General features: G+C 64.0%; 4 protein-coding genes. All 4 read left to right on the top strand.

The window, feature by feature from the left end:
* Nucleotides 1-336: 336 nt before the first annotated feature.
* The 4 genes from M2D63_RS23175 to M2D63_RS23160 all read left to right on the top strand — a co-directional run bounded on the left by M2D63_RS23175 (nucleotide 337) and on the right by M2D63_RS23160 (nucleotide 15,655).
* Nucleotides 337-1,620 (top strand): OmpP1/FadL family transporter, encoded by a 1,284-nt coding sequence (locus M2D63_RS23175; protein WP_405310815.1) that lies wholly within the window; start codon nucleotides 337-339, stop codon nucleotides 1,618-1,620.
* Nucleotides 1,621-1,676: 56 nt separating this feature from the next.
* Nucleotides 1,677-2,348: a DUF3313 domain-containing protein gene (locus tag M2D63_RS23170; protein WP_285865391.1), complete on the top strand. Its 672-nt coding sequence runs from the start codon at nucleotides 1,677-1,679 to the stop codon at nucleotides 2,346-2,348.
* 100 nt (nucleotides 2,349-2,448) lie between these two features.
* A complete protein-coding gene (locus M2D63_RS23165; protein ID WP_285865390.1) occupies nucleotides 2,449-3,903 on the top strand; it encodes a DUF1254 domain-containing protein in 1,455 nt (484 codons plus the stop codon).
* A gap of 253 nt (nucleotides 3,904-4,156) precedes the next feature.
* Nucleotides 4,157-15,655, top strand: a complete 11,499-nt coding sequence (locus M2D63_RS23160; protein ID WP_285865389.1) for a VCBS domain-containing protein — start codon at nucleotides 4,157-4,159, stop codon at nucleotides 15,653-15,655.

Below are 15,655 nucleotides of genomic sequence, written 5' to 3'. Positions count from 1 at the left end.
GCCGGATGCAGGAGCGAGCGGTTTTGGTTCCTTTTGCCAAGACAAAAGGGACCCGCCGTAAGGGCGGAAGGGGCCAGTAGCCTCGCCGCATGGAATGGATAAGCTCGCAGCCTCAACAACCCAACCCAATCCAACCCAAGGACCATACCCCAGGATTCCGTGAAGAACCTGAAAAAAGCCCCGGCGACAGGCGTCCGGGCTTGCGCAGGGCGCACCCATCGCCTCAAAGCGGATTCGTCAACCCTGGTCTAGACTCGCCATGACTCGTCCGACCCATCGTCTGGTGCTACGCAGCATCGGTGACGCACCAAAGGAATGCCTATGCGATTGACACCCATGCGTTGCGTTTCCTCTACCTGCCTGGGCGCCCTGCTTGCCGTGCTTGGCCTGTCCGGCAATGCCTGGGCAGGTGGCATCCTGATCTACGAGGCCGGCCAGGAAGGCAATGGCCTGGCCAACGCCGGTGCCGCCGCCCTGGCCACCGACCCCAGCGTACTGATGAGCAATCCCGCCGGTATCACCCAGTTGGCCGGCACCCAGATCAGTGCCAACGCCCAGGTGATTCTCGGCGACCTGGGCTTCTCCCGCGACAGCAATAACCAGTTCGATGGCAACGAAGGCGGCAACGCCCTGCAATGGCTGCCCGGCGCCAGCTTCTTCATCAGTCACCAGCTCGACGAACGCTCGGCGGTGGGTTTTGGCATGTACGGCAACTTCGGCCTGGCCCTGGACTACGACGACGACTGGGCCGGGCGCTACTTCACCCAGGAGGCGGCGGTCATCGGCGTGTCGTTCCAGCCGACCATTGCCCACCAGTTCACCGACCAGCTTTCCGTCGGCGTCGGCCCGCGCATCGTCTACGGCTACTACCGCACCGAGGTGGCCATCAACAACAACCTGCTCGGCCTGCTCGACCGCCCGGACGGTCAGCTGGAGTACAAGGACACCGATGTCGGCACCGGGGTCAATCTTGGCATGCTGTATAAATTCGACGAGCGCACCCAGGTCGGGCTCGCCTACACCAGCAAGGTCAAGTTGGAGTTCAAGGACAGCCCCGAGGTGCGCGATGTCAGCAACCCGATCATCAACGCAGCCCTGCGCCGCCTGGATGTCGATTCGCTGGAACTGGACATGAACGTGCCGCAGACGGTGCTGCTGAGCGTCGCCCATCAACTCGATCCGCAATGGAAGCTGCTCGGTAGCCTCGGCTGGCAAGACTGGAGCGACTTCGGCGAGATCGGCGTGGAGGTGGATGCCAATGCCGCCGGGGTCGATCGCACCGTCGACCGCCAGTACAAGGACACCTGGCACGCCTCCCTCGGTGCCCAGTACCAGGCCACCCCCAAGCTGCGCTGGAACATGGGCCTGGGCTACGACAGCTCGGCCGTGGACGACGAAGACCGTACCGTCGACAACCCCATGGGCGAAGCCTGGCGCCTGGCGACCGGTATCAACTATCAAGTGGAACAGGGCCTGGACCTGCACATGGCCTACACCCTGGTGTGGCTGGGTGACATGGACGACGAACAGACCAAGGCGCGCTCGGGTACCACGCTGTCGGGCACCTATCGCAACAGCGCGCTGCATATCCTCGGCGGTGGCGCCACCTGGCGTTTCTAGGAAGCACACCGGCACGGTGAAAAAATTCAGTAAAAGTGACCACAAGGAGCACTACCATGAAGTTGAAGTCGCTAGCAGTATCGCTGTGCCTCGCCTCTCTGGCGCTGACGGGCTGCGCCAGCAAATACGTGGAACCCGAGCAGTATTCGGGCTTTCTCAAGGATTACAGCATGCTCAAGGAAGAGAAGTCGCCTACCGGCGCCCCAGTGATGCGCTGGATCAAGCCGGGCATCAACACCAATGGCTTCACCAGCGTCTTCATCGAACCGAGCCAGCTCTATCCCCGTCCGCAGCCCACCGAGAATGTCCCGGCCAGTACCCTGCAGGGCATTACCCAGTACTATGATCAGGCGCTCAAGCGCGAGTTCTCCACCGTCCTGCCACTGGCCACCTCTGCAGGCCCTGGCACCCTGGTGGTACGCCCGGCAATCACCGCGGTGAGCGCCAAGACCAAGGGCCTGCAACCCTACGAAGTGATTCCGATCGCCCTGATCGCCGCCGGCGTCAGCACCGCGACCGGCATCCGTGACCAGGACACCAGCATCGCCACCGAAGCCCAGTTCCTCGATGGCCGCAGCAATCAGGTACTCGCGCAAGTGGTCCGCAAAGGCGCCGGTGCCGAACTGGACAACTCCGATCAGAAGATGACTGCAAAGGATGCCAAGGCCGTGCTCGATGGCTGGGCCAAGGACATGGTCAAGTCGTTCCAGCAACTGAAAGCGAAGTAAGCCTCACCGATTGCACTACAGCAAGGCGCCGATCTTCAGCCTGGAGCGAAGATCGGCGCTGTTCCTCTCCGCTGCAAGGGCCTTATCCATGAACCATTCGATGAAGCTGCTTTCGGCCGCCCTCCTGCTGACGTCGGGCACCTGGTCATTGCCAGGCATGGCCGCGCAGGTCGCCTCCCCTACCTCGGACATCACCCTCCCTGCCAGCGGCATCCAGATGCACCCCGAGTACGCCAAAGCCATCGCGCGCATGGCCTACCTCTGGGGCTGGCCGATGGTGAACATGCTCAACCGCAACGACACCATTACCAAGGCACCGCACCCCGGGCTGCTGGGCGGCATCCTGCCGGTCGCTCCGCGCGGCCAGCTGGGCATGCTGCACGACTACATCACCCCGCAGGAGACCTTCGTGACCTGTCCGAACCAGGACGTGGTCTACGGCCTGGGCTTCTTCTCCCTCGACGAAGAGCCGGTGATTGCCCAGGTGCCCGACTTCGGCGAGCGCTTCTGGGTCTATTCGCTGTATGACCAGCGCACCGACCAGTTCGGCCAGTTGGGCAAGGCCTACAACAGCAAACCCGGCTTCTACCTGCTGGTGGGGCCGAACTGGCAAGGTGAAAAGCCCGCCGGCGTCGAGGCCATCATCCACAGCCCGACAGCCCTGGCCAACGCCATTCCGCGCATTTTCATGGATGACACCGCCGAAGATCGCAGCGCCATCCAGGACACCATCAACCAGGTGGTGTTCTATCCACTCAAGGACTTCGACGGCAAGATGAAGACCATTGACTGGAAGAACACCCCGGACATCCCCAACCCCAACGCCGGCAAAGCCAGCGGTGGCGAAACCAAGTGGGTGATTCCGGAAAAGTTCTTCGACCAGTTACCCCGCGTACTGGACATGGTGCCGCCGTTGCCAGGCGAAGAAGCGCTGTATGGCCAGTTCCGCCTGTTGCTCGAAAGCGCAGAGAAAGACCCGGCCCTGAAGAAACTGCTGGTACAGACCGCCGTGCAGAGCGAGCAGGAAATCATCAAGCCGTTCTTTGAGTGGAAACACAATGGTCGTCCTGCCGGCAACGGCTGGAACCGCTCCACTAACAACGCCCGCTTCGGCCTGGACTACTTCAACCGTACTGGTACGGCCAAGTCGAACATGTTCGACAACCGGCCCAACGAAACCCAATACTTCTATACCGACTTCGACGGCGCGGGCAAGCAACTCAACGGCAACAACCGCTACGAAGTAACCTTCGCCGCAGGCCAGGAACCGCCGGTACAGGGCTTCTGGTCGCTGACCCTGTACAACAGGCACCACCTGTTCAGTGCCAACACCCTCAATCGATACTCCCTGGGCACCAAGAACAAGGACCTCAAGCGCAACGCCGACGGCTCGCTCACGCTCTATGTCGGCCCGAACTCCCCGGGCAAGGACAAGGAAAGCAACTGGCTACCCTCCCCACGCGAACCGATCTCGCTGTATCTGCGTGCCTACTGGGGCTCGCAGGCGATCCTCGACGGCAGCTGGCAGCCGCCGGTGATCAAGCGGATCAGGTAAATCCCCTGGGTCGCTGGCAGCCGTTTACGTCGTATTGCACCGCTGTAGCCTACGCCTGTAGGAACCTTCATACGCATTGAAAAAATACGTCTAGTCTTTCTTTGTTGCGAATGATTCGACAGCGCATTTTCCCTTCTCGGGGACTGCCGATTCGCGGTAGTCCCTCGTTAAGGAAGAAGCAGCCGTCGCTGATACCGGTACTGCTCCAGGGCCGGCAAGGCCCTCCCAGGATGATGTTGGTAACGAGGTGGACATGACGACCCGACTCCGTGCTGCAATTCCAGCTGCATTCAAGCCAAAACGCCAGGCGGTGGCACTTGAACCGCGCATCCTGTTCGACGGCGCAGCGGCGGCAGCGACAGCGGACCAGCAGCACCAGGACAACGGCGACGCCGGCAAGACCGACAGTGCTCACGCCACGGCAAGCGATGCACGCAGCGAACCGGGCCAGCAACCTTCGGCGGCGCGCCACCTGCTGGTACTCGACAGCCGGATCGAAGGCCGCGAACAGCTCACCGCCAACCTGCCCGGCAATGTCGAGGTGCTGGTGGTCGAGGCCAACCAGGATGGCCTGGCGGCTATTTCCTCTGCCCTGGCCAAGCTGGGCCAAGTCGACTCCATTCAAATCCTCTCTCACGGTGCCTCCGGCGAGTTCACCCTCGGCAAAACGACACTGACTGCCGGCAATATCGAGCAGTATGCCAACCCGCTGAGCCAATGGAGCCAATCCCTGAGCGAAGGGGCCGACATCCAGTTGTATGGCTGCAAAGTGGGTGAAGGCAAGGATGGACGCACACTGGTCGATGAGTTGGCGCGCTGGACAGGCGCCGATGTCGGTGCCTCCGATGACAACACCGGCAGTACCCGGGTCGGCGGTGACTGGAACCTGGAAATCAGCAACGGTCTGATCGACAAGTCCATTGCCCTGAGCAGCGCGGCCCTGAGCAGCTATGACCGCCTGCTGGCGGCCGGCCCCACCACTGATCTGTCCGGTGGCGCCAGTGTGCTGCTGGGCGACACCTTCACCTTCACCGTGACCTTCAGCAACAGCACGACCGATACGGGCTATGCGCCTTTTATCGACCTGTTCTTCCCGGCCACCGGCAAGGACGGTGCAGGCGCCGAGATCGATGACGGGATCACCTTCGTCTCCGCCACCTACCTGGGCCAGAACCTGGTCGCTCACGTCTTGACCTTCGACGCCAACGGCCAGGCCAGTCACCCCCTGGCCGTGGGCACCGATGGCAAGCCGCTGATCATCAATGCCGCCGACTTCGGCATGCGCGCGGGCGATCAGATGGTGGTGATCGAATTGCCGTTTGCCAGCGTCAGCCAGGGCCAGCCGGCCATTCCCGTACAAGTGACGGCAACCCTGAGCGACCTGGCGGACACCGACTTTTCGTTCTCCGGCTCGACACCGGACCTGACCATTCGCGCCCGCAGCGGCTTCCAGTACGGCAACGACTCGCTGAACAACCCGGCCAGCGACCCCAGCATCCTGGAGCCTTCGGCCAACGCCGACAGTTATCTCGTGCACCCGACGGTCATCATTGTCGATCAGGTGGTCACCACACCTGAAGGCGAAACCGCAACCGGCCCCAACTTCAAGCGTGAACTGACCTCCACCCTGACACCGGCCGATGGCCAGACCTTGAGCAACGTGGTGGTCACCCAGCCGGTGCCTGGCAAGGTCATCGTCACCAATATCACCCCGGGTGCAGGGGGCACAGTTGTTTCCATCACCCTCTACGATGGCCGCACCATCACCGACCCGGCCCTGATCCAGGCAATTCGCGACCGCAACAACGATGCCGACCTGAGCAACGACGTGTACATCAGCGAGTTCAGCGTGCAGTACGCATCCGTCACCGGGCCGACCAGCACCACCGTGCAGTTCTTCGTGCCCGATGACGATGCCGACGGCGCACCGGTGCTCAACCCGATCACCGGCGATGACGTCACCATCACCTTTGACGGCCCCACCACGACCGGCACCTGGGTGCCGCTGGACCCACGGGACGTCACCTCCGGCCAGATCAACTTCACAGAAACGGGGCAGGATGTCAGCTTCATCGCCAAGTCCATCACCCTGCAAAAACAGGTCACGGTGACGGTAGACGGCGGCGCTGCCGGGATCAGTCCCGGCGACACCCTCACCTACACCCTGAACATCGCCCTGTCGGACTACTTCGCCTATGGCAAGACGCTCTTCGACCAGGGCAGTTTCGTCATTGCCGACACCGCCAGTGACGGCCAGACCCTAGTGCAGGGCAGCGCAACCCTGACCATTACCGTCAATGGCGTGACCCTGTCCATTGCCTTGCCCAACACCCCTGTGCCTCCCAATGCCGATGGCACGACCTCACTGCTGTTCGACATCGCCAAGGCGATTCGCGATGCCACCGGTGCCCGCGCCTGGCTCAACGGCGACCTGGCCTTCGACGATTTTCTCCAGGGCGCCACCCTGGCGGTCATCAGCTACCAGACCAAGGTCGCGCAAAGCTACACCCCGCCCGCCGGCGCACCGCACAGTGAAATCAACGAAGGTGACCCGCTGGGCAACAACGCCACCGTCACCGCGACAGTACTGCTCGACCCGTTGAACCTCAGCGGCGAGGATGAGAGCGACGGTTCCAACACCACCTCGGTCATCCCTACCAGCCAGGTCGAGATCGACCTGGTCGATCGCAACGGCAACGGCGCCCCGCCCCCCGGCACCGAGTTGCGGCCTGGTGACGAGGTCACCTTCCGCCTGAGCTACGACCTGGTGACCGGCGACTACGAAAATTTCAAGCTCACGGCCTACCTGCCATTGCCGCTGTTCGATCTCAGCGGCGTGGACCTCTCCACCATCTGGCGCCTGGCCAGCGACAACACCAACCCCAACAGCCCGATATCGGTGACCCTCGGCCCCGGCAACTCGCTGGTGTTCACCTTCGCCGACTACGTCAATCCCGGGGTCAACGGCAGCCGTGTCTCGATCGACTTCACCCTGAAAGTCAGTGACCAGCCGTTCGCCGACCAGCGCGCCTTCAACGTGCTCGGCGAGTCCACCCAGACCCGGACCCTGGACAAGAGCGTGCTGCTGACCACCGACGACGTGACCCTGATTGCCTCGGTCGCCGAGCCGGTGCTGTCGATCAGCCACGGCGTGGTCTCTGCCAGCAATGGCACCGTGACCGGCACTACCGGCAGCTGGAACCCGCCAGGCAGTGGCGGCGTGCCCTTCAACGGCAGCATCACCGACGTCACCGCGGTCAACGGCAACGTCACCGGCATCGATGCCAATGACCGCCTGCGCCTGGTGACCGCCATCGAAAACAGTGGCGGTGGCAATGCCTATGACGTGCGCACCAGCATCACCCTGCCGCCGGGGCTGGCCTTCGTCGGCGGCAGCCTGTCGACCGCCAACCTGCTGATCTATCGCGGCGATGGCACCTTGCTGGTCGCCGGCACCCACTACCTGGTGGACAACGCGACCAATACCATCACCTTCATCGACAGCCCCGGCGTCGGCGCCCTGCTCGCCGGCCGACCGGGTACGGCGGCCGACACCAGCGGCGCCAACCTGGTGGTCATCAGCTATGACGTGACGGTCAATGCCGCCATCGCCGCCAGCGCAACGCTGCAGACCAACGCCCAACTGCTCAATTACGCCAGCGTCGAAGGCGGGCAGAACTTCCTCGGCTCCGCGCCCTTGAGCGACCTGGCCGGCCAGCAGGTCGCCGCCCCGACCGTCGCCAAGAACTATGCCGGCGGCAGCCTCGACGAGACCGACTCCAGCGCCAGCCACACCACAGGCGCCAACCTGGTGGTGGGCGAAAGCATGCTCTACGACATCGTCGTCACCCTGCCCGAAGGCACCACGCAAAACCTGCGGATCGACGACCTGATTCCGCCCGGCATGCGCCTGGATACCAGCTTCAATGGCCAGGGTTATCAGTTGATCCTCACCGCCGGCGGCCTGTTGGCGCAGAATTTCGGCGGCACCGTCACGGTCGGCAGCCTCGGCGCGCCGTCCGGAACCCTGGGTGATGACGGCGTCGATGCACGCTTTGTGTTCACGGTCGCCAGCGCCACCGGCGACAACAACACCGGCAATAACAGTTTTGTCATTCGCCTGCGCCTGGTGGCCAGTAACGTGACCGCCAACCAGACCAACGCCGTGCGCCAGAATGATGCCACGCTCAACTACAGCGACCCCGATGGTGACACCCCCAATGGCAGCACGCCGGTCAGCCGCGACGTGGCGATCAGCGGGGCCAAGCCGAGCATCACGATCCAGGAACCGACCCTGCAACTGGATCAGACACTGGTTACCCCGCCCGGGCTCGGCTTCGACGAAGGCGACGCGGTCGAGTACACCATCACCATCAGCAACGGCAACGCCGGCTCCGATTACGATGCGTTCGATATCAACTTCAACAGCGTGCTGCCCACCGAGCTGGACCAGTTGACCCTGGTCAGCGCGATCTACACCGTAAACGGTGTCAGCACCGACATCAGTGCCAGCTTCAGCCTCGACCCCAATGGCCGCACACTGGTCAACATCGGCAACGTCGATATCGCCAAGGGCGGCACCCTGGTCTTGCGCATCACCGGTGTGGTCAATGCCAGCGGTGCGGCGGTGCCGCAGTTCGACAACCAGGCCGAGGTCCGCTGGACCAGCCTCAACGGCACCAGTAGCACCAGCGCCGACCCTGCCGGCGAGCGCACCGGCCAGGACGGCTTGCTCAACAGCGGCGTGCTCAACGATTACCGCCAGGCCGACATCCTGATCATCCCGGTGGCGCAAGGCATCAAGCTGTCGCGGGTGGGCGGCCTGCCCGACACCAGCGCCCCCAATCCGACCAATGCCCTGGAAGAAACCGTCGCGGTCGGCGAAGTCATCCGCTACCGGGCCGCGGTGCTGGTGCCGGAAGGCAACAACCCCAACTACCAACTGGTCATCACCCTCGGTCACGGCCTGACCCTGGGTGACCTGGCCAGCATGCGTATCGCCTTTATCTCCGATGGCGGCCTGGTCACCGACCTGACCGACCTGATCATCGGCGGTACCTTGCAGATCCTGGGCAACGAGAACAGTCCCGAAGCCCAGTTCATCACCCCGGACCTGTCCGGGGCTGCACCGACCGGTGTGCTCAACCCGGACTATGTGCTGATCACCATCGATGGCAATGGCAACCAGGTCATCACCATCAGCCTCGGCAACCTCGTCAACGGCCCCCATGGCGGCGGTGACGACGGCAACGACGACGACCTTGAAGGCGTGGTGATCGAATTCAACGCCCGGGTGACCAACATCGTCGAGAACCAGGATGGCGTGCGCCTCGGCGCGTTCGTCCAGGATGTGGTCAACGGCAACCTGCGCGCCACCAGCGCCGTCCTCACCGAACGTATCGTCGAGGCGGGGTTCACCGGACTGAACAAGCAGGTTACCGACTTTACCCCCAACCCGGCCGGCACAACGGGCAACGCCACCGTGACCATCGGCTTCACCGCCAGCAGTGGCCTGCCCGCCTACGACGTGCACCTGACCGACGGCTTCCCCACCGGCAGCAACTACAACCTGGTCAGTATCACCATCGGTGGCACCACCTACGGCCCGGGCAACCTGCCGGCCGGGGTGACGTTCAGCACCGCGGGCGGCTTGACCGTGGACATCGCCCAGATCAATGTCGGCACCCAGGTCAGCGTGGTGTATACGGTCGATGTGCCCAATGGCGTGACCATCGCCAGCAGCGACGCCAGCCTGAGCTGGAGCAGCCTGCCGGAGACCTTCACCAGTTGGGGCGGCACCAGCGTCGGCGTCGACAGCACTGAAAACGGTGAACGCACGGGGGCCGACGGTCCAGGTGCCGACGCCACCACCCTGAACAATTATGTGCTGCGCGAAGGTGCGGGCCTGGGCATCATCAGTGGCACCCTGTGGAACGACACCGCTACCGCGGCAACCGATCCCAACAACGCCACACCGGATGCCGACCCGGATCCGGGTACCCCGGCCTATGACCTGGCCATCGCCAACCAGACCATCAACCTGATCTGGGCCGGCAACGATGGGGTGCTTGGCAGCGCAGACGACAAGACCTTCAGCACCATCACCGACGGCAACGGTCGCTTTACCTTCGGTGTGCTGCCCTCCGGGCTGTACCGCCTGGATGCACCGACCACGGTTACCAGCCTCAGCCAGTTCGGCGAGCTGCGCATGCGCATCGATACCGATGGCGGTACGCTGGGCCAGGTCAGCGTGACCCTCGGCGAAGGCAGCAGCCAGCAGGCCAACTCCGGCTATGTCGAGGTCAACGACGCCCCGGTCAACAGCCTGCCGGGCTTTCAGCAGGGCCAGGAGGACACGCCGCTGGCCATTGGCGGGATCAGCGTCAGCGACGTGGATGCCGAACGCGACCCGGATATCAACGGCCGGGCGATCCAGGTCACCCTGAGCGTTACCCATGGCACCCTGTCGCTCACAGGCCCCACAACCGGAGTGACCGTGTCGGGGTCCGGCACCCTGGAACTGGTGCTGGTCGGCCGCATCGCCGATATCAATGCGGCGCTGGCCGGGCTGAGCTACCTGGGCAACCAGGACTTCAACGGCAACGACTTCCTTACGGTCCTCACCAACGACCTGGGCAACTACGGCGATTTCGACGGCAACGGCATTCCGGGACAGTTGACCGATGCCCGCGAGGACCGGGACTTCCTGGTGATCAACCTGGAGCCGGTCAACGACCGACCGGATGCCGTGGATGACCTGGCCACCGCCGTGGAGGCCGGCGGCACGGACAACCAGGTGATCGGCACCGATCCGCGCGGCAACCTGCTGGACAACGACACCGATATCGACCTGACCACCAACCGCGAAGTGCTCAACGTCATTTCGGTCACCTCGCCGCTCGGGGTCGTGCTGGCACTGCCGTCACTGGGTTCGATCGAGGTGATCGGCCGCTACGGCAAGCTGGTGATCTCTGCCGACGGCGCCTACCAGTACATCGTCGACAACAATAATGCCGAGGTCCAGGCACTGCGCCGGGCCGGCGACCAGCTGGTCGAAGTGTTCAGCTACACCATCTCCGACATCGGCATCGGCGGCCCGCCCCTGCAGGACAGCGCCACCCTCACCGTGACCCTCCAGGGTGCCAACGATGCCCCGGTCGGTAACCTCGACATCGCCGTCGCCACGGAACAAGGCGGCGTCGGCAATAGCGACATCGGCAAGCCCAACGACACCACGGTGCCGCTCACCAGTGGCAATGCCACCGGCAACGTGCTGGACAACGACAACGATGTCGATGGCGGTGCGGGCGATCCGATCGACTATGGCGAAACCATCGCCGTCACCGGCATCCGCTTCGCCCCCTTGACCTCTACCGCGCCGCTCACCCTCGTGCCTGCCGGCGGCACCAGTGGCCCGATCGTCGGCCTCTACGGCACCCTGACCATTGCCGCCGATGGCAGCTTCACCTACGTCATCGACAACAGCAACACCACGGTGCAGCGCCTTGGCCCCAATGACACCCTGGTCGAGATCTTCAGCTACCAGGTCACCGACGCACTGGGCCTGAACGACCTGGCCGAGCTGCGCATCACCGTACGCGGCAACCATGACAACCCGGTCGCCAGCGACGACCAGGCCGCCGCCCAGGCCGGCGCCAGCAACAACGACCCGGAAAGCAACCCGACCGGCAACGTCATCCTGTTCCCCAGCCGCCCGGACAACTCCGGCCCGCCCGGCAACGGCATCGACCTCGACGTGGATGCGGCCGACCGTCCCAACACCGTGCTGCAGGTCAATGGCATTCGCAGTGGCCTGGAAGCGGCCAACGGCATTGAACCGGCCAATGGCGCGCTGACGCCGGTGACCACGGGGCCGGTGACCATCGATGCGACCTTTGCCCGGGACATCAATGACGTCCCGATTGTCAGCGCCGAAACCTTCGGCACCCTGACCATCAACCCCGATGGCTCGTTCAGCTTTGACGTCAACAGCGACAACGATGCGATCATTGCCCTGCCCCGCGGCGTCAGCATGGAGGTGGTGTTCACCTACCAGATCGTCGACTCCGCCGGGCTGACCGACACCGCGCAACTGGTGATCGTGGTCACCGGCGCCAACAACCCGCCTCACGCCCAGGACGCCATCGTGCTGGCGACCGAGAAAGGCGGCGTCAACAACACCTCGCCCGGGCTCGACCCTGGCGTACCGCCGGCGCCCATCCGCCAGGTGACCTTCGTCGACCCCGATGGCGACCCGGTCAGCGTAACGGGCATACGCACCGGAACTGAAAGTGCCACCAACGGTGTGGCCGGTACGGTTGGCCAGGCGCTGATCGGCAAGTACGGCGCGCTGACCCTCCAGGCCGATGGCACCTACACCTATGTCATCGACAACAGCAATCCTGAAGTCGAGGCGCTGCGCGGCATCGATGACCTGCTGGTGGAGGTGTTCACCTACACCGTCACCGATTCGGAAAACGAATCCGACAGCGCCCAGATCATCATCGTCATCCGTGGCCAGAACGACAACCCGGTGGCCAGCGACGACGGCAATCTCGCCGTGGAAGCAGGCGGCGTGAACAACTCCAGCGGCGGCGTCGACCCCACCGGCAATGTGCTGGACAACGACAACGATGTCGATGGCGGAGCCGAGGATACGATCGATTACGGCGAAACCAAGGCAGTGGCCTCGGTGCGCACCGGCGCCAGCGAGGGCGCCGGCACCGCCGGTACCCTGGGCAGCGAACTGCGCGGCACCTATGGCTGGCTGACCCTCAATGCCGATGGCAGCTACAGCTACCGGCTGGACAACAGCATGGCGGCCGTCCAGGCCCTGCGCCCCGGCAACACCCTGATCGACAGCTTCAACTACAGCGTGATCGATACCGCCGGGACCACCGACATTGCCGTGCTGACCATCACCATCCAGGGCAGCAACGATGCGCCGGTGGCCAACAACGACAGCGCCATTGCCGTGGAAGCCGGAGGCCTGAACAACGGCACCCCCGGCAGCAACCCGAGCGGCAATGTGCTGGCCAACGACATCGACGTCGATCAGTTCGGCGAAACCCTGACCGTGGTGTCGGTGCGTCAAGGGCCCCGCGCGGGCACCGTGGGCAGCAGCTTTGCCGGGCAGTACGGCAGCCTGACCCTGAACGCCGATGGCAGCTACACCTACCTGGTCGACAACAGCAATCCGCTGGTGCAGGCCTTGCGCACGGCGGGCAATACCCTGAGCGAATCCTTCACCTATACCATCCGCGACCTGTCGGGCGCACTCAGCGCCGCCAACCTGACCATCACCATCCAGGGCCGCAACGACAACCCTGTGGCGGTCAACGACAGCGCCGTGGCGGTGGAAGCCGGTGGCACCAACAACACCACCCCCGGGGTCAACCCCACGGGCAACCTGCTGAGCAACGATACCGATGTCGACGCCGGCGACAGCAAGACCATCAATGGCATTCGCACCGGCACGGAAGCGGCAGGCGGCGCGTTTACCGCGGTCGCCGGCGTCCAGGTCATCACCGGCACCTATGGCACCCTGACCGTATTCGCCAACGGCAGCTATAGCTATCAGGTCGACAATAGCCTGGCAGTTGTCCAGGCACTCAAGCCTGGCGACACCCTGCAGGAGTTCTTTACCTACCGGATGCGCGATACCGCCGGCGCCGAGGACACCGCCCAGTTCAGCCTGGTCGTCCAGGGTGCCTGGGACGCGCCGGTGGCACGCGACAACGTCAACATTGCAGTGGCCGACAATGGCGACGGCCTGACCCTCAACCCCAGCGGCAATGTGCTGCCCAACGACAGCGACGTCGACCAGGGCGACGGCCTCACGGTCACCGGTATCCGTACCGGCCCCGAGGCCGGTAGCGGCACCGCAGGTACGGTCGGCAACGTGCTGGTGGGCCAGTACGGCACCCTGGTGATCAATGCCGACGGCAGCTACACCTACACCGTCGACAGCACCAACCCGGCGGTACTGGCCCTGGACTTCCTGCAAGTGCTGGTGGACGACTTCACCTATGAAATCACTGACCTTGGCGGGCTGACCGATCTTGCCCAGCTGTCGATCATCGTTATCGGCCGCAACGACGCCCCCGATGGCATCGACGATGCGGCCACCGCCGTCGAAGCGGGCGGGCTGAACAACGCCACGCCCGGATTCAACCCCAGTGGCAACGTGCTGAGCAACGATATCGACCTGGAAAACAACGACCTGAAGGTATCGACCATCCGCACCGGCAGTGAAGCCGGCACGGGCACCAGCGGCACCGTGGGCACTAGCCTGCGCGGGCTGTATGGCGACCTGGTGATGAACGCCGACGGCAGCTGGACCTACACCGTCGACAACAGCCTGGCCGCCGTGCAGGCCCTGCGCACCAGTGGCCAGGTGCTGGTGGACGTCTTTACCTACACCGTGGTCGATAGCCACCTGGCCGACGATACCGCGCAACTGACCATCACCATCGATGGTCGCAACGATACGCCGATTGCGTTCGACGATGACACCGTCGCCATCGAAGCCGGTGGTGTCGGCAACAACCAGCCAGGCCTGGACCCCACCGGCAACGTACTGGACAACGACACCGACGTGGACAGCCCGGCCCTGGGCGAAACCCGCCAGGTGCTGTCGGTCACCAGCGAAACCGGCAATGCCGCCACTGCCGGCCAGGTATTGACCGGCCGCTATGGCAGCCTGGTGCTCAACGCCGACGGCAGCTACCAGTACGTGCTGGACAACAACAACCCTGTGGTACAAGCACTGCGTACCGCAGGCGAAACCCTGCGCGAGGTGTTCACCTACCGCATGCGCGACACCGCCGGCGCCGAGTCCGAAGCCCGCCTGAACGTACTGATCCAGGGTGCCAATGACGCGCCGGTGGCACTCGACAACAGCAATACCGCCAGCGACCAGGTCAGCGCGCCGCAGGCATCGGGCAATGTGCTGCCCAACGACAGCGATGTCGATGGCGGCGACGCCTTGAGTGTCAGCGCCATTCGTACCGGCCCTGAAAACGGCACCGGCACCAGCGGCGTGATCGGTCAGCCGCTTGCCGGACGCTACGGCACCCTGGTGATCAACGCCGACGGCAGCTACACCTACAGCATCGACCTGACCAACCCTGAAGTGCTGGCCGCCGCAGGCCTGGGGCCGGTGCTCCAGGATGTGTTCACCTACACCGTGATCGACCGCGCCGGCGCCACCGACCTTGCCCAACTGACGATCACCCTGGATATCACCGCGCCGTTCATTCCTGCGCCGGTCGGCCCGTTCTTTGATCGCGACCCGCTCGATCCGTTCCGCCGCCTGCCATTGCCCGACGTCGATCCGGTGGTGTTCATCGCCCCGGTAGTGGAGCGTCAGAGCCGCGCGCTTGAGCTCTCCAGCTGGCAAGCCGACGGTAGTAATCTGAGCTATGGTAAAACCCCAGAAATCCTTAGCGAAACCCTGAACCAGCGCCTCAGCCAGGTACCGGGTCAGTTCGTTGCCGGGGCGGTGCGCAACAGCCGCGTGGCCAGCGAAAATGACATGGCCTGGATTCTCGGACGTCAGTCACGCATCAACCTCAGCGCCGACGGGCTGCTCCCCGACCCTTCGGTATTCGCCACCGATCCCGCCCACCTGACTAAAGGAGATGCCCAGTTACCACCACCTTCCGAGGCACGCGTAGCACCCGGTTTCCGCGCCCAGCTGCGCGAAGCCGCCGAGCGCCTGCGGGCCATGGACAACCGCACCAGTGAATAA

The organism is Pseudomonas sp. BJa5, assembly GCF_030272875.2.
Lineage (GTDB): Bacteria > Pseudomonadota > Gammaproteobacteria > Pseudomonadales > Pseudomonadaceae > Aquipseudomonas.
This window is presented reverse-complemented; position numbering and strand designations above follow the sequence as displayed.